Consider the following 19,367-nt stretch of genomic DNA (forward strand, 5'->3'; position numbering starts at 1 on the left):
GATATTTTGAATGCAAAAGGTATTACATATATCAATATTTGGTTGCATCCAATTCGATATATGGAAGATGAAATTTTTCTAATTCAAAGTAATAATAAGAATTTGGAAAAAAAATTAAAGCATTATGAAATTGATGAATCTAGTTTTTATATTAATGCCGAATTTGTTAGAATTTCTTTGTTAAATAAAAAGAAAGTATATGATTTACCACCAGAATCTTGTGTGATTTTTGGACAGACCAGTAACGACAAAACTTTGCGCACAAATAATAAAAGATTAACTTTGCAGCACTATAGAAAAGATATTGATTTTTTATGTCAAAAATTTAGGAATATATATTTTATTGCTCATCCGTTAGAAAAAAATAATACGCAAATAAACCAATATATTCAATCATTTGGAAGAATCAATATGATTGAAGCCAATGCCTATTCTGTGCTTTCATCAAAAAACTTATCTTTGGTTGCAGCGATCAGTTCTTCTGTTTGTTCTGAAGCATATTATTTTAATAAAAATGTTTTATTTTTTAATAAACCTGTTTGTGATATTAAGACAAGTGATTCATATTCTGTTGATAAAATCATATTTTCCCCACAATTTTGGAATAACTTATTTAATTTAGAAGTTAAAAATATAACGAATAAAAAATTTATTTTTAATAAGAATAATCAAGTTCGTGATATTTTAAATGCCTACTACTCATATACTATTTTGGAGCAAAGATAATGCAAGATATTACTTCAATGTTGATGACTGAAATTGAAAAATTTCCAATTATTTCATTTGATGTTTTTGATACATTAATCACACGCAATGTATTTACCCCACGAGATATTTTTTTCTATATTGCTATTCAAGCAGCAAGAAAACATGGAATTACTTTATATCCGCAACGTTTTATGCCTATTCGACAAGCTGCAGAATTATCGGCAAGAAAAGATTCAGGATTAGATGACATTAGCATTGATGCCATTTATGAACGGCTGGGGCAAATGCTACAATTAAGTAAGGCAGAATTGCAAAAAATTAAAGAAGAGGAAATTGCAGCAGAGCTTAAATTTACTGTTCCACGCGAAGAGATGTTCAACATCTACCAATATGCTTTATCCAAAGGGAAAAAAGTGTATTTTGTATCAGATATGTATTTACCAACGAATGTTATTGCTCAATTACTAACTAAATGTGGTTATACAGTAGATAGTAATTTATTAGTCTCTGGTGATTATGCTGCCACAAAAGGAAATGGGGCTTTATTTGAAGTATTGAAAGAAAAGGTACGAAATGAAACAGGTCAAGCGCAAAGAATTTTGCATATTGGCGATAATTTTCATGCAGATGTAAAAAGCGCACGAGAAAATGGTTTGAATGCCATTTATATTGAAAATGTACATAAGCTGGTTGCTAAACATCCACCGATTAAGGATTCATTTCATCCTTATTTAGAAAATATTTCATTTGATTTAGGTGTAAGTCTAATGACTTCATTAATTACACATAAATTTTATGATGCAGTTACACCAAAAGCATATTTAAATCCAGAATCATTGTTTAATGGTAGTGCTTATAATCTTGGTTATTCTGCTTTGGGACCTTTATTATTGGCAACTTGTGATTGGTTGATTTCATCGGCAAAACAAGACAAAGTAGATAGATTGCTTTTTTTAGCGAGAGATGGGTTTATTATTAAACAAGCATGGGATATTGTTACTGAAAATAGAACAGATGTCCCTAAATCAAATTATATTTTAGCATCGCGTCGTGCATTTAATATTCCATTATTAGCATCGGACAAATCTTGGAATTTTGTGTTTTCATCTAATTTCCACAGCACATTGCGAGTATTTATTGAGCATAGGCTTGGACTGGAAATTACCAAAGAAATTGAATATAAATTAAAAGATTTTAATTTAAATGAAAAAGTTCAATTAAATGCCGAAGGTTTAATAGTCATCAATCGAATTATTGAAACTATTCGTACAGAAATATTGGCTAATGCAAGTGAGGAAAAAAGATTATTATTAGATTATTTGGCTGATTTTAAAAATGAAAAATTAGGTTTGGTTGATTTAGGACATACAGGGACTATCCCTTACTGTTATCGTGAGCTCACTCAATCTGATGTTGTAGCATACAATATTTTATCGGTTAAATCTTCTCAAGATATTTATCAAATTCCTTATGGATTAAATGTACGTGGTTATTTACTTGATTCTTTACCTTTTATTGTAGAGAAGTATAATCTGCATAGTCATGTACCATTATTGGAAACTTTATTTAGTTCAGACCAGCAACAATTTGTAAAATTTAGAGAAGAGAATGGGCAAGTAACACCTATTTTTATGGAAGAAGATTCCAGCATGTTAGATGCTAAAAAGCGTATGGTTACTGATGTACAACAAGGAGCGTTGGATTTTGTACGCGAATATTGTGCGGCACGCGATACTGATTACGATATTTTTAAATTAAATCCTGTGGTTAGTAGTATGATTTTGAATAAGCATTTCAAAAACCCTGCGGATATAGATCGTTTTATTTGGGACGAAGTGTATTTTGAAAATAACTTTTCAGGCTGGAAAGATAAAGCAATTTTCTCTTCTAGCGGAAAATATATTTCACTTTGGAATGAAGCCCTGAATTATAAGTCGCAATCCAATGAACAACAGGTACAAGCAGTTGTGAATAATGAGCAATTTAGTACGCCTTTAGAAAGGCTAGTTTATGTTTTAGCTGGAGAAAAGAAAGCAAACAAATGGAAAAAAAGTCCTAAACAATTTTTAGCTGATTCTCCTAATATTTTATTGAAAGCTGCATCAAAATTGGCTAAACGTTAAACACTAGATATCATAGTTGAGCCATGTTTAATACTGGTATTAAACATGGCTTTTAATTTTATAAGGAATAAAATCAAATGGTTGTATTAAAAGAGGGTGTAAATTTTGTTCAAATAGAAAATATCGAATTGCCCATTTTCTATTCGCCCGCCAAGAATAAAAATAGTAGAGTTCTTTGGATTTTATTTTCCGCAGGTGGTCCAAGAAGAAAAAATAATCTAGCTTATCCAACATTTGATAGAGTTTCATGGGCAAAAGGTAAATTTCAGGGAGAATGCCTTATTTTTGAAGATCCATCTTATTATTATAATAAGGGTATTCAAGATGGTTGGTATTTGGGAACAGGTGAAAAAACTTATTATCAACTAATTGCTCAACTTTTAACTGAGTATATACAAAATCAAAATATCAATAGTTCTAATTTAAGATTTTTTGGCTCATCAACAGGTGGGACAGCTGCAATATGTGTAAGTAGTTATTTTTTAAATTCTATTTCTATTGCATCTAATCCGCAAATTGATATTAGTTTGTGGTCGACTTATAAATCCACATGCTCTATTTTACAGAATACTGACTTACAATTACCATTTTTCATAAAAAGTATTATTAATAATACTAAATCTAAAATTTTTATTTCATTTAATATAGGTAGTGATTCAGATAGAATACAAGCACAACAACTATTTTCATATATGGGAATAACAGATATATTGCAAGATGGTATTTTTCAGAGAAATAATATTTATATATGGTTATATTCTATATTTACTGAAAAAAATAACCCACATAACGTATTTCCTACTTTTGGTATGCTTTTACCTATTGAACAAGTTTTTTTTAATGAGTTACCTAATGAAGTTATGAGAAAGAATTTTTCTTATTATAGTGAGTTGCTAAAAGATTATTACGAATTAAATGAGCAAATTATAGCTAATAAAAAATAGTATTAAACTGAATTAAATTTTAATTAAAAGCAGCCTGCACTTTAAATCAACAAAAAGTGCAGGCTGACACCTTTGCAAAACGCAAATGTATCTAAAATTTGACAATGGTCGTCATTTCCGCGTAGGCGGGAATCCATCTAACTTATTCAGTTATTTGGATTTATTTTAAGTTGCCTACATTTCCCGTTGGATTCCTGCCTACGCAGGAATTACGGCATGGTAGTTTTGCAAAGGTTTCAGGCTGCTTTTTATTTATTTGTGCGATTTACTTCGCGCGTAACAATTCCGCCGCTTCCATCGCAAAATACGTCAAAATACCGTCTGCGCCAGCGCGTTTAAATGCCAACAGGCTTTCTAAAATCACTTTGTCGCCGTCCAGCCAGCCATTTTGAATAGCAGCCTGCAACATCGCGTATTCGCCCGACACTTGATAGGCAAAAGTCGGCACACCAAATTCGTCTTTAACGCGGCGCACCACGTCCAAATACGGCATACCTGGTTTCACCATCACCATGTCCGCGCCTTCTTGAATGTCCAATGCGACTTCGTGCAAGGCTTCGTTGGAGTTGGCTGGGTCTTGCTGATATTGGTCTTTGGTGGATTTGCCCAAATTGCCTGCGCTGCCGACTGCGTCTCGGAATGGGCCATAAAACGCCGATGCGTATTTTGCCGAATACGCCATAATGCGCGTGTGAATGTGTCCGTTGGCTTCCAAAGCCTGACGGATTGCGCCAATGCGTCCGTCCATCATGTCGGACGGGGCGACCACTTGTGCGCCTGCTTCGGCGTGGCTCAACGCTTGTTTGACCAGCACTTCAATCGTTTCATCGTTCAACACATAGCCTGTTTCGTCTGTCAAACCGTCTTGTCCGCTCAAAGTGTAGGGGTCTAGCGCGACATCGGTCATAATGCCTAATTCGGGAAACTCTTTTCGCAAGGCGCGAACTGCGGTTTGCACCAATCCGTCTGGATTGTAGGCTTCACGCGCATCGATGGTTTTGTTTTGCGTTACAACGGGGAATAGGGCAAGCATTGGGATACCCAATTTGCAAGCGCGTTCTGCGGTTTTGAGCAGCAGATCCACGCTTTGACGTTTGATTTTGGGCATGGACGCGATTTCTTGTTCTTGGTTTTGCCCTTCCAACACGAAAACGGGGTAAATCAAATCGTTGGGCGTTAAAATATTTTCACGTATTAAACGGCGTGAAAAATCATCGCGGCGCATACGGCGCAATCGGGTGGTTGGGGCGTGGCGTGGTGGGAAGTTCATGGTATTTTCCTTTGTTGGGATAAGCAAAGCAGCCTGCATTTTTGTCGCAAACAAAGTGCAGGCTGCTTTTTTGGTTTATTTAAAATTAACCATTTGTTTGTCAAATTCTGCCAAATGGTCGGCACGAATATAGGGGCGAATCAGGCTTAATGTGCGATAGATACCGCGTAATTTGGTGCGTTCGTCTAGTGTGTTGTTTTTGGTTAAACTGCGGTCAAAGTCAAACCAATATTTGGTGGTGAGCCACATATTAATTGCCAAGTCGTGTATGCCGACTTCGTCAATGGTAATGATTTGATTATCTTGTAATTTGGTCAGCAATTTTACGGTTAAAGGCGATACTTTTTCGTGCGTAAAATCGTTGTGTGCGCCCAATAATTCGGCACTGCGTGTGAGTAGGGTGTTTACATCGCTAAATAAGAAGCGATAATTCCACATCACATCATACACGCCAGCCATGTATTCGGTCGTTTGACTCATGTTGATGGGTAGGGTGGTGTGTGTCAAATAATCCAATAAGTCACGGCTGTATTGCTTGAACAGTTGCACAATAATTTCGTCTTTGTTGGCAAAGTGGTAATACAAATTGCCTGGGCTAATGTTCAAATGGTTGGCGATGTGGTTGGTGCTGATGTTGCGCTCGCCGTGTTCGTTGAACAGTTGCAAACTGCTTTCTACAATACGGGTATAGGTATTTTTACGTGAGTCTTTACTCATGATGATTTTTCCCTCTCTATCATTGGGGCAGGCTAGCTGCATCGTATTTGTTCGGTTTAAAGGGGCTATTTTAGAATAATAGCTTTGATTTATTCAAATTATTTTGTATTAGGCACACAAAATTTGTACGGCGGCATATACGCTCACAGCAGCGATTAGGCTGTCGATACGGTCAAACACGCCGCCGTGTCCTGGCAACAACTGGCTGCTGTCTTTTATGCCGACTGCGCGTTTGAGCCAGCTTTCTAGCAAGTCGCCACCAATGCTCACAAAAGTCAAAATGCAGGCTGCAATCAAAGTGGTTAGTACGCCTAAATCGGCAAACAACCAGCCTGCACTGCGCGTCCACAAGGCGTAAAGCAACACGGCTGTCAATCCGCCATACGCACCTTCCCAGCTTTTTTTCGGGCTTAACACAGGGGAGAGTTTGCGTTTACCCAATGCGCGTCCTGCAAAATAGGCGGCGGTGTCGGCAATCCAAACCAATGCCATCAGCGCGAGCAGGCTGCCTGCGCCGTGGCTTTCGCGCAAACTAATCAAGGCAAACCAAAACGGCAACATGAGCAACCAGCCAACAGCCATGCCACGTGCGTTGGCTTGAACGCGCCATTTTTGTTGCAACCAAGCTGGCATCACAACCAACCAAAACAGCAAAATCACGCCCCAAAACCACGAGGGCAACTGCCAGCCGCCTGAATACGCCAGCAATAAAAATAAGGCTGTGCCACTCAAATATGGGGTTTGTTGGGCGATAGAAAAACCTGCCAAGCGGCTGTATTCCCACAAGGCGACCAGTGTGATGAGCGCGGTGAACATCGCCCACAATACGTTGCCTGCGCCAAATAGCATCAGCAGCATGAGTGGGATTAAAACCAGCGCGGTTAAGATTCTTTGTTTTAGCATGATGATTGATTGGAATAAATAATTTGTGTGATTGGTAATAAAAAGTGCAGGCTGCTTTTTATGCCGAGCGTTGTTGTTCGGCAGGCAACTGTTCGGACGTGCGACCAAAGCGGCGTTCGCGTTGCGTGAACGACAGCAAGGCTTGGTGCATATCGCTTTCGTTGAAGTCAGGCCACAGCACATCGGTAAAATAAAATTCGGCATACGCCATTTGCCACAACATAAAATTGCTAATGCGCGTTTCGCCGCCTGTGCGAATAAATAAATCGGGTTCGGGTGCGTCGCCCAACATCAATTTGCTGGCTAAATCGCTTTCGCTAATGTGCGTTTTGCCTTCGGCAATGAGCGCGTTTGCCGCCTGCAAAATGTCCCAACGTCCGCCATAATCGGCGGCAATGGTTAGCGTTAGTCCTGTGTTTTGCGCGGTGAGCTGTTCGGCTTTGTCAATGCTGCGTTGGATTTCGGCATTAAAGCGCGTTCTATCGCCAATCACACGCAAGCGCATATTGTTTTTGTGCATATTGACGATTTTCTTTTGCAGCGCGGTCAAGAATAAGCCCATTAAAAACGAGACTTCTTCGGCAGGTCTACGCCAGTTTTCGGTTGAAAAAGCAAACACAGTCAAAAACTTAACGCCAGCTTTATTGCAAATACGGCATTGTTCTTCCAACACGTCCAAGCCTTTTTTGTGTCCCATCACACGCGGTAAAAAGCGTTTTTTTGCCCAACGCCCATTGCCGTCCATGATGATGGCAACGTGATGTGGCACGATGTGATGCGGCGGAATGCCTTGTGTGCTGCTGGTGTTCATATTGGGCTTTCGGGATTGGAAAAAACGCGCATTATAGCAAGTGCAGGCTGCTTGAGTGTGTTTTGGGGCAAAACAATCAATCTTGCCTTATTTGTTTGATAGAAAATGCAGGCTGCTTGCGAAATATATCGTGGATTAGATTCAAACTAGGACAAGGCGACAACGCCCGCCGTGTACATCTAGTACATAAGGGCGTTGGCAACGCAGTACTAGTTTGAAGATAATCCACGATTAGGCGTATAATCCGCGCGGTTTTCTCCAAGTAAAGGTACTCCAAATGAGCAATATCAAATACAAACGTGTGTTACTAAAATTATCGGGCGAATCGCTAATGGGCAACGACCCATTCGGTATCAACCGCGACACGATTATGCAAACCGTGCGCCAAGTGAAAGAAATTTCCGATTTAGGCGTAGAAGTCGCCATTGTAGTGGGCGGCGGCAACATTTTCCGCGGCGTGTCGGCACAAGCTGGCAATATGGACAGAGCCACTGCCGATTACATGGGCATGCTGGCAACCGTGATGAATGCGCTGGCACTTAAAGAAGCGTTGGAAAGCATTGGTGCAAAAGCGCGTGTGCAATCGGCACTTGCCATGCAGCAAATCGCCGAAACTTATACGCGTCCCAAAGCGATTCAGTATTTGGAAGAAAATAAAATCGTGATTTTTGCCGCAGGTACGGGCAATCCATTCTTCACAACCGACACGGCAGCGGCGTTGCGTGGCGCAGAAATGTGTTGTGATGTGATGCTCAAAGCGACCAATGTGGACGGCATCTACACCGCCGACCCGAAAAAAGACCCAAGCGCGACTCGCTATCAAACCGTTACTTTTGATGAAGCGATTGAGAAAAACTTAAAAGTGATGGACGCGACTGCGTTTACCTTGTGCCGCGAGCGCAATTTGAATATTGTGGTGTTTGGCATCAACAAAGAAGGCGCACTCAAAAACGTGATTTTGGGCGCAGATGAAGGTACGTTGGTACACAACTAATACCATACCAATCCATAAAACTAATCTAACCGCGTTGCCAACGTCCTTATGTATTTGTCGTACACGGCGGACATTGTCGCCTTGTTAGCTTACTTTTCTGAATTGGTATTAGAATAAAAAGCAGCCTGCACTTTTTGTAAACAGAAAATGCAGGCTGCTTTTTAAATCACGCAAAGGAAAATACGATGAACGACCTCCACCGCCGTTTGCACAAACTCTCGTTTTACTTGCGCCACATACATTTAGGCGTGTTGCCCTATGCACTTAAAGAGAAAGACGTGCAGGCTGCTTTGCGTGAATTTCGCCTGCTGCCAGCCGAACAGCAACAACACGTTCAAAGCCGCGTGGATTACTACAACAAACTATCGCTCAACACCGCTTTGACCCACGCACCACAAGAAACCGTTGGCGCATACCATCGCTGCCCCGATTGGAATTCCAGCTATTTTTATGACCTTGCCGATTTGGTGCGCTATTTTCCAGCCGATTATGCGTTTGATTGCGAGTTTGGCGATGTGATTCATGTGCCAAAGCAGCCTGCATTTGTCAAAAGTCGACCGATTCAAGACGACAATCAACATTCCGTTTTGCTCAAATTAGACAGCTTTCGGCATTTTTATGTGTACCCAGACGCGCTCACATTTTCCCAAAAGCGCAATCAGCTGGTGTGGCGTGGGGCGGCGCATCAACCATGGCGATTGAAATTTGTGCAGCAATACCACAACCACCCTTTGTGCGATGTCGGTTGCGTGCATCGTAAATCGCAAAATCAGCCGTATCATCGCTCCTATATGAGCGTGCCAGAGCAGTTGCGCTACAAATACATATTGAGCATAGAGGGCAACGATGTCGCCACCAATCTCAAATGGATAATGGCATCGCAATCGGTGTGTTTGATGACGCACCCCAAATACGAAACATGGCTCATGGAAGGGCGATTGCAGCCCGAAGTGCATTACATTGGTTTGGAAGACGATTATTCGGACTTGGACGAAAAATTGCGTTTTTACAAAGCCAATCCGCAAGCTGCCGAAAAAATCGTTCAGCAAGCGCAACAATGGATGCAGCCGTTTTTTGATGCCAAATTGGAACGCATTGTTAGCTTGATGGTGATGCAGAAGTATTTTGATTGTTGCCAAAAATAGGGCAAAGCAGCCTGCACTTTCTGTTTATGAAAAGTGCAGGCTGCTTTTTAAGTTGATACGCTTATTCCACCGTAACCGATTTCGCCAAATTGCGCGGTTTGTCCACATCCGTGCCACGCGCCAATGCCGAGTGATACGACAACAGTTGCACAGGAATCGTGTGAATAATCGGCGACAACGTGCCAATATGACGCGGTGTGCGAATCACATGAATATTGTCGGCATCGCTTTCGTATTCGCTATCCAAATCGGTAAACACAAACAGCTCGCCACCACGCGCCGACACTTCTTGCATATTTGCTTTGACTTTGTCCAGCAAACCGTCTTTTGGCGCGATGACCACCACAGGCATATTTTCGTCCACCAAAGCCAACGGGCCGTGTTTCAATTCGCCAGCAGGATAGGCTTCTGCATGGATATAAGTGATTTCTTTCAATTTCAACGCGCCTTCCAATGCGATTGGGTAGTGAATGCCGCGACCCAAGAACAACGCGCTCGGTTTTTTGGCAAACTTTTGTGCCCAAGCTGCGATTTGCGGTTCAAGGTTCAAGGCGTGTTGAATGCTGCCTGAAAGTTCGCGCAATTCTTGTGTATAACTTGCTAATTGCTCGTCCGAAACCTTGCCGCGCAAACGTCCCAAAGTTACCGATAAGCCAAATAATACAACCAGTTGTGTCGTAAATGCTTTGGTAGAAGCCACGCCAATTTCCGCCCCCGCGCGAGTGTACAACACCAGCTCACTATTGCGCGGTAACGCCGATTCCATCACATTACAAATAGACAAGCTGTGTTCATGCCCCAACGATTGCGCGAATTTCAACGCTTCCATTGTGTCCAAAGTCTCGCCCGATTGCGAAATCGTGATAATCAGTTGTTTTGGATTGGCAATCACATCGCGGTAACGGTATTCGCTGGCGATTTCCACATTGCACGGAATCCGCGCCACGCTTTCCAGCCAATATTTGCCCGTCAAAGCTGCGTAGTAAGACGTGCCACACGCCAAAATTTTAATGCTGTCAATGTCTTCAAAAACTTGTTTCGCGTTCGCACCAAAATTTTCAGGAATAAAACCGCCGTCCAAAAACACTTCTGCGGTATCCGCCACAGCGCGTGGTTGTTCGTGAATTTCTTTTTGCATGAAATGGTTATACGCGCCCAATTCCAACGAAGCCAACGACAATTCAGAATTTTTAATCGCACGTTCCACTTGTTCGCCCGACTTATCCACCAGTTTCACGATATCGCCAGCGTTCAACAACGCAATGTCACCGTCCTCCAAGTAGCTGATTTTGCGTGTGAATGCAATCACAGCCGACACGTCAGACGCGATAAACGTCTCATTATCGCCCAACGCCACCAACAACGGACAACCCATACGCGCCACAACCATATTTTCATGATTATCTTGGGCAATCACGGCAATCGCATACGCGCCGTGGAAATGTTTACAGGCAGCCTGAACCGCCGCAAACAAATCGCCGCCGTTTTGGTCGTATTCGTGGCGAACACTGTGGGAAATCACTTCTGTGTCGGTTTGCGATTCAAATTCGTAGCCCAAACCCTGCAAACGAGCGCGTTCCGCTTCAAAATTCTCAATAATGCCGTTGTGGACAACTGCGATTTTGCCGCCCGAAATGTGGGGGTGCGCGTTCGGTTCGGTTACGCCGCCGTGTGTTGCCCAGCGCGTGTGTCCAATGCCGATTTGCCCGAATACGCCTTTTTCTTTGGCTGCGTCTTCCATATTGGCAACGCGACCCACGCGGCGAACGCGCTTGATTTTGTCGTCGTTCAATACGGCGATGCCCGATGAATCGTAACCACGATATTCCAAGCGTTTTAAGCCGTCTGTTAAAAAATCCACTACATTGTTGTTTGCGCTACGAATGGCGCCGACGATACCGCACATAATTGTTCCTTAGTATCTAGTTGATAAAAAAACAAGCCGTTTGACTCTCAAAGCAGCCTGCACTTGAAATCGCGCATTATAATATTAATTTTTACTTCACTGACAACATAACAATGGAATTGGACAAACTTCTTGCGCCCGATGGCAATTTAACAGGGCTATTGCGTCAAGCACAATATTTTAATCAGCTAGACCAACTGGTTAAACGCCTGCTGCCACCCAATTTGCGCGAACATTGCCGCGTGGTGTGCGTGGAAGAGAGCGATTTGGTGATTCATGCCTATATTCCTATGGCAGCATCACGCCTTAAAATGATGTTGCCTGCGTTGTTGCCGCAAATTCAGCAGCATTGCGATTGGGTGCGACACATTCGGGTTTATACCCAGCCGCGCAATCCATCGCCTGAGCGTAACAAAACGCACAGTATCCCCAGTGATGCGTTGCCGTCATTTGAACGCACCGCGCAAAAAGTAGAACAATACCCAGAATTGGCACAAGCTCTGCGCGATTTAATTCAGCATCAGCAATAGGTTTACAAAAAATTACACATACATCAACAAAAAAACAAAGACAGCGTATTAAAAACCGCGCATAATTTCACAGTTCTTAACAAGAAATTTATGTAAATATTTTTGTTTCTTGTAAGATGACTCCATTGTTTTTAATGTATAAGGAATTTTATTATGAAAATGTATTTGTCTTTAATCGCAGCAGCGGCTTTGTCTTTGGCAGCGTGTGGCGACAACAAACCAGCAGCACCTGCGGTGGCTCCTGCACCAGCTGCGTCAGAGGTTGCTCCTGCTGCATCTGAAACTGCGCCAGTTGCATCGGAAGCTGCCCCTGCGGCAGCTGAAGCCGCTCCTGCTGCTGCGTCTGAAACTGCACCTGCTGCACCAGCCGCCACTGAAACCGCTGCCCCAGCTGCTGCGGCAGGCGAATGTGCTGCTGCGATTACCAGCGACGACGCAATGAAATTTGATCCAAAAGAAATCAGCGTACCTGCAAGCTGCAAACAGTTCAGCATCACGTTGAAACACGTTGGCAAAATGCCAGCTATGGCAATGGGACATAACGTTGTGGTTAGCAAAACGTCTGACAAAGACGGTGTTTTGGCTGACGGCGCAACCGCTAAAATCGAAAACAACTTTGTTAAACCAAACGATGAGCGCGTGGTTGCACATACCAAATTGATTGGTGGCGGCGAAGAAGATACTTTGACATTTGACGTGTCTAAATTGGCAGCTGGCGAAGCGTACGAATACTACTGCTCATTCCCAGGTCACTACGCAATGATGAACGGCAAAATTAGCGTGGCTAAATAATTAGCTAAACCCTAAAATAAGCAGCCTGCACGGTTTTTAGATTGTGCAGGCTGCTTTGCTCTTTTGTCCAAATCTTTGATTTGGGTATAAAAGAGTATGCCGTAGGCATTGTTGCTTTTTTGGAATAAGTTTATGTGGTCATTTTTGTATTCAGCATTATGGCTTGTTGCGCCGCCGATTATTCGCCATTATTTGCGTAAACGAGCGCAAAAAAATCCCGATTATTTGCTGCATTGGGGCGAGCGTTTTGGCGCAGCGTATCCCAATCCTACCCAAAACGCGATTTGGATTCACGCCGTGTCGGTGGGCGAAACCCGCGCAGCCCAGCCGTTGATTTCGGCATTGCAACAGCATTTTCCCGATGCGCCCTTGCTCTTAACACAAATGACACCCACAGGACGCGCCACCGCCCAGCAGCTCTATCCCAACGCGCAATGCCGTTATTTGCCGTATGACCGCCCCGATTGGGTACACCAATTTTTGCGTGAGCATCGCCCGATGTTTGGCGTGTTAATGGAAACCGAAATTTGGGTAAACTTGATTGCAGGCTGCCACGATGAGCAAATTCCGCTGTTTTTAGCCAATGCGCGATTGTCGGAAAAATCGCAAACGGGCTATGCCAAAATTCACGGTTTGATTGCTCCAGCTTTATCCAAATTATCAGTCTGTTACGCGCAAACGATTGAAGACGCAGAACGCTTGGAACAGATTGGCGTAACCGCGCCGATTGTGTGTGGCAACACCAAATTTGACATTGCACCGCCCGAACACATGCACGAATTGGCAGCACAATTTCGCCAAAAAATGGGCAATCGTCGTGTGTTTTTAGCCGCCAGCACACGTGAAAAAGACGGCGTTGATGAAGCCGATTTGCTGTTGCGCGAATGGAAAAATGTGTGCCAAGCCGAAGATTTGTTGATAATTGTGCCACGCCACCCCGAGCGTTTTGAAGCAGCCTGCACTTTGGCGCAACAATATGGTTTGCGTACGCAAAAACGCAGCGAAAATCAAGCGATTGTGCCCGATACGCAAGTGTGGATTGGCGATAGCATGGGCGAAATGTTTGCCTATTACGGGGCGGCAGATGTGGTGTTTGTGGGCGGCAGTTTGGTGGACACGGGTTGCCAGAATGTGATTGAGCCGATGTCGTGCGCCAAGCCTGTGCTGTTTGGGCAATCGACTTATAATTTTCAGGCGGCTTGCGATTTGGCGATAGCGGCAGGCGCGGCAAAACAATGTGCTAGCGCGGCAGAAGTGGTTCGTGTGGCGCGTGATTGGTTGGCTAATCCGAGCGAATGTTTGCCGTTGGCGCAACAGGGTGTGGCGTTTGTGGCGCAACATCAGGGCGCGAGCGAGCGGATTGCCAAGCAGATTGTTGATGTGGTTAAACAATAGAAAAAAGCAGCCTGCACTTTCGTTTACAATAAAGTGCAGGCTGCTTTGTATAGTGGATTAAATTCAAACTAGGACAAGGCGACAACGACCGCCGTGTACAGCTAGTACATAAGGGAGTTGGCAACGCTGTACTAGTTTGAATTTAATTCGCTATATTGCGAATACGGCTTAAATTGCCATCAAATCTTCTTCTTTTGCTGCCAACATTTTATCAACATCGGCAATGTATTTGTCGGTCAATTTTTGCACGGCTTCTTCGCCACGACGTGCTTCATCTTCCGAAATTTCTTTGTCTTTCAACAATTTTTTGATGTGGTCATTGGCATCGCGGCGCACGTTGCGGATAGAAACGCGTCCGTCTTCTGCTTCGCCACGCACCACTTTAATCAAGTCTTTGCGGCGTTCTTCGGTCAGCATGGGCATGGGCACGCGAATCAAATCGCCCACCGCAGCAGGGTTCAAACCCAAATTGGAATCGCGAATGGCTTTTTCAATTTTGCTTGCCATGTTGCTTTCAAACGGTTTTACGCCAATGGTACGCGCGTCCAGCAAGGTTACGTTGGCAACTTGGCTTATAGGCACTTCGCTGCCCCAGTATTCTACCGACACTTGGTCAAGCAAGCCTGTGTGGGCGCGACCTGTGCGGACTTTGGATAGATTGTCGCCCAATACTTCTAGTGAGCGTTGCATTTTGTTTTCGGCGGTTTTTTGAATGTCGTTAGTCATAGGGTTACCTAGTTGGCAAAAAAGAAAGAATGGTAAAGTGTTTGGGTGTTGGCGACAAGTGATTTTGTGGAAAAAGCAGCCTGCACTTTTTGTGGATTGAAAGTGCAGGCTGCTTTTTCAATGCCCACCAGTCGGCGCACCAAACGGTGGCTTGGCTTGCCATACCAATGCAATCAAAAACAAAAACAAGCCTGCCGACACATAAAACAATTCGGCTGCCGACAAAATAAACCCTTGCTGGGTGATTTGCATGGCTGCCATGCCGTAGCTTTGTGCTTCGGTCATGCCTGCGGCTTGCATTTGCTGCAACATGGTGGCTTGTGGGCTATATGGCGTAAAGTGTTCGGTTAGGCGCACATGATGAAAGGCTTCGCGCTTTTCCCACAGCGTAATCGCCAAAGACGAACCCATTGCGCCTGCCAACACGCGACAGAAGTTGGACAAGCTGCCTGCGCTGGCAACTTGGTGTCCTTCCATGCCTGCCAAGGTAATCGCCGATAAGGGCAAAAAGAACGTTCCCATGGCAAAGCCTAGAAAGAATTGCGGCAACACAATCCCCCAAAAATGAATTTGCGCGGTTAGCTCGGAACGCCACCAAAAGCATATGGCATACATAATAAAGCTGAATGTTACCACCCAGCGCATATCCAAGCGGTCGCCCAGTTTGCCGATAATGGGGGCGAGCAACACGGGCATAATCCCGACTGGAGCAACGGCAAGCCCTGACCATGTGGCGGTGTAGCCAAGCTGGGTTTGCAGCAACATGGGCAACAGCATCACCGTTCCCATATACAAGAAAAATGCTAAGCTCAAACACAATGTGCCAACGGTGAAATTGCGGTCTTTGAACAGCGTTAAATCCACAATCGGGTTATCGCGCCCCAACTCCCATATGATGAAGTAGGACAAAGCCACAAAGGCGATAACGGACGCGGTAACAATCACGTTGGACGAAAACCAATCTACTTCACGCCCGTGGTCTAACACAAATTGCAGGCTGCCTACGCCCAGCACCATTAAAATCAAGCCAACTGTGTCGATTGGATTTTTGACGGTTTCGGTTTCGCGTCCGCGCAAATAGTGGCGCGACAGCAAAAAGGCGAATGCGCCAATTGGTATGTTGATGAAGAAAATCCAGCCCCAATGTATGCGATCGCTGATGTAGCCGCCAATAATCGGTCCAAGAATCGGCGCGGTAATCACGGTCATGCCCCAAAATGCCAATGCCAAATGGCGGCGATGGGGCGGATAGGCTGCCAACAATAGACTTTGCGATAACGGAATCAGCGGCCCTGTGAACAAACCTTGCAGCGTGCGAAATAAAATCAACAAAGGCAAATTGGGCGCAATGCCACACAGCCACGATGTAATCACAAACATCAACACGGCGGTTAAAAACAAACGCACTTCGCCAAAACGCCGCGCCACCCAGCCTGTAAGCGGCACGGAAATGGCGTTGGCAACCGCAAACGATGTGATGACCCACGTTCCTTGCGATGTGGCTGCACCCAAGTCGCCCGAAATATGCGGCAATGCCACGTTGGCGATGGTGGTGTCCAGTACTTCCATAAACACGGATAACGCCAATGCCGCCGTGAGCAGCACCAAGGGCAATCCGCTTAAATATTTTGGTTGAGCAGTCATGGCAACACTCGTTTAGCGGCTGTTGGCGATGATGTCGGCAACCAATTTATCGGCTTGCGATAAGTCTTCGGAAAGTGCAGGCTGCTTTGGATTGGCTACGTTGGTCATGTTGTCGCCCGATTGATTGCGCGTGTCCACCGTTGCGTGCATAGATAAACCAATTCGCAATGGGTGTGCAGCCAGTTCTTGTGGATTTAAGCGCACACGCACTGGAACGCGTTGCACCACTTTAATCCAGTTGCCTGTGGCGTTTTGTGCAGGCAACAAGGAAAACGCGCTGCCCGTGCCAGCCGACAAGCCTTGAATTGTGCCTTTAAATTTCACATCGCTGCCATAAAAGTCCGAAGTCAATTCCACTTCTTGCCCTGCTTTGAGTTTTGCCAACTGCGTTTCCTTGAAATTGACATCTACCCACAAATCGTTCATTGGCACAATCGCCATTAACGGCGCACCTGCCCCAATTTGTTGCCCAAGTTGCACATTGCGTTTTGCCACTTGCCCCGACACAGGCGCACGAACTTGGGTACGCTGCACCGCCAGCCACGCTTCTTTAAACGCGCTTGCCGCCGCCATGACTTCGGGTTGCTGTTCCAACGGAATATCTTTGCCAACCGCATCGCGCTGGGCTTGTTCTTGCGCTTTTGCCGCCTGCACCGCCGCTTGTGCCGCTTGCAAAGTGGCTCTGGCATTGTCTAGCGCAACTTTAACGTGGCTGAGTTCTTCTGCCGACACCGCATCGCTGCCACGTAACGACTCGCGGCGTTTCCAATCGGCTTCGGCTTTTTGTACGGCAACTTGGGCGCGTTTGACTTCGGCAGCTTGTGCCGCCGCTTGCGCTTGTGCCGCGTTGATGCCCGAATTCAATCGCGCATTTTGTCGCACCGCCAACACGAGCTGACTTTTGGCTTTTTCTAATGCCAAAGTCGCATCGTTGTTATCCAATGTGAGTAGCACTTGTCCAGCTTGCACCGTGTCGGTGTCGTCCACCAAAATTTGGCTGACTCTGCCGTGCAGTTGCGCCGAAATTTGCACTGTGTGTCCGTTTACATAGGCATTTTCCGATTCTTCCAAATGCTGCCACGAACCAAAATGAAAAGCCGCCCAGCCTGCGCCAATGGCAGCAAAAATAATCGTCATCGCCAGCAGGGGCTTTTTATTGCGTTGTTTACTTGGTTTACTGTTTGTCATGGTGGTCTTTCTGGTTGAATTCAAAGTGCAGGCTGCTTTGTGATATTAGGGATACGAAAAACACGCTGCGCCGCGTGTAGTTTATTTACATACATTATAGCATGGACGTAACTTGTTATATAATCATACACAAAACCAAATAAAGCTGTTATTCTTGCCGTTTTTTATGGGCAAAGCAGCCTGCACTTTTTCTAAATTCTTGGAGTTACCTTGTCTTTTCTACAAACCCTAGTCGCCTTTTTAATTGCCATTTTGCTACTGGTTAGCCTGCACGAATTGGGTCATTTGCTGGTAGCGCGCTGGTGTGGCATCAAAGTTTTGCGCTTTTCCGTGGGCTTTGGTACGCCGTTTTACACCAAACGCTGGCGCAACATAGAATGGTGTCTTGCGCCCATTCCGCTGGGTGGCTACGTTAAAATGGTGGATACGCGCGAGGGCAATGTCAGCGATGAAGACTTGCCCTATGCCTTTGATAAACAACACCCATTCAAACGTATCGCCACCGTTGTCGCAGGGCCTTTAACCAATTTAGTGCTGGCGGTGCTGCTCTATTGGGTTAGCTTTGTGTTGGGCGGTGTACACGAAGTTCGCCCGATTGTTGGCACGGTTCACCCCAACACCCTTGCTGCGCAGGCTGGTTTTCAAGTCGGCGACCAAATTGTGCGCGTTAATGGCGAAGTGGTGCGAACCTTTGCTGATGTGCAAACCCAAATCGTACTGGATTTAGAAGCAGGCAAAGTGTTGGTAGATGTAGAAACCGCGCAAAAGCAGCCTGCACAGCGCATCATTGATGCAGCAGGCACACCCGAAGCCGAAGCCATTGCCAAACGACAAGCCAGCTTGGGCTTATCCGCATTCAAATCCAGCGAAAAAATCGGCATCGTGGGCGAAAACAGCCCAGCCGCCAAAGCGGGCTTGCAAAAAGGCGACCAAATCATCGCCATTAACGGTACAGCTACCCCAACTTGGGACGACTGGACAAAAATCGTGCGCGAAAACGCAGGCGCAAATTTATCGGTTAGCTTCAAACGTGGCGAACAAACCTTGCAAACCAAACTCATGCCCGAACCCGTAGAACTGCCCGATAAAAGCCAAATTGTCGGACGTGTCGGCGTAGGTGTGGGCGCAGACGAAGCGTGGGCAAAACAAGTGCGTCATCACTACTATCCAAGCAGCCTGCACGCCTTGCAACTGGGTTGGCAAAAAATGGTGGACTACACCAGCATGACATTTTCCTTTTTTGGCAAATTGGTAACAGGCAACGCATCGTTGTCGCACATATCAGGGCCGATAACCATTGCCGAAGTGGCAGGCGAAACCGCCAAAATTGGTTGGCAGCCCTATATTGAATTTTTGGCATTGGTTAGCATTAGCTTGGGCGCGATGAATTTATTGCCGATTCCTGTTTTAGATGGCGGACATTTGGTTTACTATACCGCCGAATGGATTCGCGGCCGCCCATTGAGCAAAGCCGTGCAAGACATGGGCTTGCGTTTGGGTTTGGCAGCCATGCTCACCATGATGATTTTGGCTTTTTTTAACGATATAACTCGTGTATTTTTTGGATAACA

The 19,367-nt window shown here is 44.9% G+C and carries 17 protein-coding genes; 9 read left to right on the forward strand and 8 right to left on the reverse strand.

Going from position 1 to position 19,367, the window contains the following annotated elements; genetic code table 11:
- The 3 genes from BQ5809_RS01525 to BQ5809_RS01535 form a co-directional block, all read left to right on the forward strand.
- Window positions 1-726 (forward strand): hypothetical protein (locus BQ5809_RS01525; RefSeq protein ID WP_234982864.1); only part of this gene is annotated, 726 nt, incomplete at its 5' end.
- Window positions 726-2,831, forward strand: a complete 2,106-nt coding sequence (locus BQ5809_RS01530) for an HAD family hydrolase (protein WP_003788871.1) — start codon at window positions 726-728, stop codon at window positions 2,829-2,831. The genes BQ5809_RS01525 and BQ5809_RS01530, both read left to right, overlap by 1 nt.
- Before the next feature lie 77 nt (window positions 2,832-2,908).
- Window positions 2,909-3,775 carry a hypothetical protein gene (locus tag BQ5809_RS01535; protein WP_003788869.1) on the forward strand — a complete coding sequence of 289 codons (867 nt, stop codon included), beginning with the start codon at window positions 2,909-2,911 and terminating at the stop codon, window positions 3,773-3,775.
- A gap of 265 nt (window positions 3,776-4,040) precedes the next feature.
- Here the strand turns inward: BQ5809_RS01535 and hemB are convergent, their stop codons facing one another.
- The 4 genes from hemB to uppS all read right to left on the reverse strand — a co-directional run bounded on the left by hemB (window position 4,041) and on the right by uppS (window position 7,476).
- Entirely contained in the window at window positions 4,041-5,045 is a 1,005-nt protein-coding gene (gene hemB / locus BQ5809_RS01540) for a porphobilinogen synthase (protein WP_032827899.1), read from the reverse strand.
- Window positions 5,046-5,120: 75 nt separating this feature from the next.
- Window positions 5,121-5,762, reverse strand: a complete 642-nt coding sequence (locus BQ5809_RS01545; protein WP_032827897.1) for a TetR/AcrR family transcriptional regulator — start codon at window positions 5,760-5,762, stop codon at window positions 5,121-5,123.
- 108 nt (window positions 5,763-5,870) lie between these two features.
- The gene (locus tag BQ5809_RS01550; protein ID WP_003788864.1) at window positions 5,871-6,665 is read right to left on the reverse strand and encodes a phosphatidate cytidylyltransferase; all 795 of its coding nucleotides are present in this window, start codon (window positions 6,663-6,665) and stop codon (window positions 5,871-5,873) included.
- 58 nt (window positions 6,666-6,723) lie between these two features.
- Window positions 6,724-7,476 (reverse strand): polyprenyl diphosphate synthase, encoded by a 753-nt coding sequence (uppS, locus tag BQ5809_RS01555; protein ID WP_003788861.1) that lies wholly within the window; start codon window positions 7,474-7,476, stop codon window positions 6,724-6,726.
- 277 nt (window positions 7,477-7,753) lie between these two features.
- On the opposite strand from uppS, the gene pyrH reads away from it, so the two are divergent.
- The gene (pyrH, locus tag BQ5809_RS01560; RefSeq protein WP_003788856.1) at window positions 7,754-8,470 is read left to right on the forward strand and encodes a UMP kinase; all 717 of its coding nucleotides are present in this window, start codon (window positions 7,754-7,756) and stop codon (window positions 8,468-8,470) included.
- A 185-nt stretch (window positions 8,471-8,655) separates the two neighbouring features.
- A complete protein-coding gene (locus BQ5809_RS01565) occupies window positions 8,656-9,615 on the forward strand; it encodes a glycosyl transferase family 90 (protein WP_003788854.1) in 960 nt (319 codons plus the stop codon).
- Between the two features lie 61 nt (window positions 9,616-9,676).
- Here BQ5809_RS01565 and glmS read toward each other — a convergent pair whose 3' ends face one another.
- A complete protein-coding gene (gene glmS / locus BQ5809_RS01570; protein ID WP_003788851.1) occupies window positions 9,677-11,521 on the reverse strand; it encodes a glutamine--fructose-6-phosphate transaminase (isomerizing) in 1,845 nt (614 codons plus the stop codon).
- A 113-nt stretch (window positions 11,522-11,634) separates the two neighbouring features.
- On the opposite strand from glmS, the gene BQ5809_RS01575 reads away from it, so the two are divergent.
- The 3 genes from BQ5809_RS01575 (at window position 11,635) to waaA (ending at window position 14,238) form a co-directional block, all read left to right on the forward strand.
- Window positions 11,635-12,051, forward strand: a complete 417-nt coding sequence (locus tag BQ5809_RS01575) for a DciA family protein (RefSeq protein WP_003788849.1) — start codon at window positions 11,635-11,637, stop codon at window positions 12,049-12,051.
- A 153-nt stretch (window positions 12,052-12,204) separates the two neighbouring features.
- Window positions 12,205-12,843: an azurin gene (azu, locus tag BQ5809_RS01580; protein WP_003788847.1), complete on the forward strand. Its 639-nt coding sequence runs from the start codon at window positions 12,205-12,207 to the stop codon at window positions 12,841-12,843.
- Between the two features lie 132 nt (window positions 12,844-12,975).
- Window positions 12,976-14,238 (forward strand): lipid IV(A) 3-deoxy-D-manno-octulosonic acid transferase, encoded by a 1,263-nt coding sequence (gene waaA, locus BQ5809_RS01585; RefSeq protein WP_003788845.1) that lies wholly within the window; start codon window positions 12,976-12,978, stop codon window positions 14,236-14,238.
- Window positions 14,239-14,406: 168 nt separating this feature from the next.
- Here waaA and frr read toward each other — a convergent pair whose 3' ends face one another.
- The 3 genes from frr to BQ5809_RS01600 all read right to left on the reverse strand — a co-directional run bounded on the left by frr (window position 14,407) and on the right by BQ5809_RS01600 (window position 17,796).
- Window positions 14,407-14,964 carry a ribosome recycling factor gene (frr, locus tag BQ5809_RS01590; protein ID WP_003788843.1) on the reverse strand — a complete coding sequence of 186 codons (558 nt, stop codon included), beginning with the start codon at window positions 14,962-14,964 and terminating at the stop codon, window positions 14,407-14,409.
- A gap of 117 nt (window positions 14,965-15,081) precedes the next feature.
- Complete coding sequence (locus BQ5809_RS01595; protein ID WP_003788839.1) at window positions 15,082-16,608, reverse strand: DHA2 family efflux MFS transporter permease subunit; 1,527 nt, start codon at window positions 16,606-16,608, stop codon at window positions 15,082-15,084.
- 12 nt (window positions 16,609-16,620) lie between these two features.
- Window positions 16,621-17,796 carry an HlyD/EmrA/EmrK family protein gene (locus BQ5809_RS01600; protein WP_032827895.1) on the reverse strand — a complete coding sequence of 392 codons (1,176 nt, stop codon included), beginning with the start codon at window positions 17,794-17,796 and terminating at the stop codon, window positions 16,621-16,623.
- A gap of 210 nt (window positions 17,797-18,006) precedes the next feature.
- Here BQ5809_RS01600 and rseP point away from each other — a divergent pair, with 210 nt between their 5' ends.
- Window positions 18,007-19,365 carry an RIP metalloprotease RseP gene (gene rseP, locus BQ5809_RS01605; RefSeq protein WP_003788834.1) on the forward strand — a complete coding sequence of 453 codons (1,359 nt, stop codon included), beginning with the start codon at window positions 18,007-18,009 and terminating at the stop codon, window positions 19,363-19,365.
- Window positions 19,366-19,367: the final 2 nt, after the last annotated feature.

This window comes from Kingella kingae ATCC 23330, from assembly GCF_900111845.1.
Lineage (GTDB): Bacteria > Pseudomonadota > Gammaproteobacteria > Burkholderiales > Neisseriaceae > Kingella > Kingella kingae.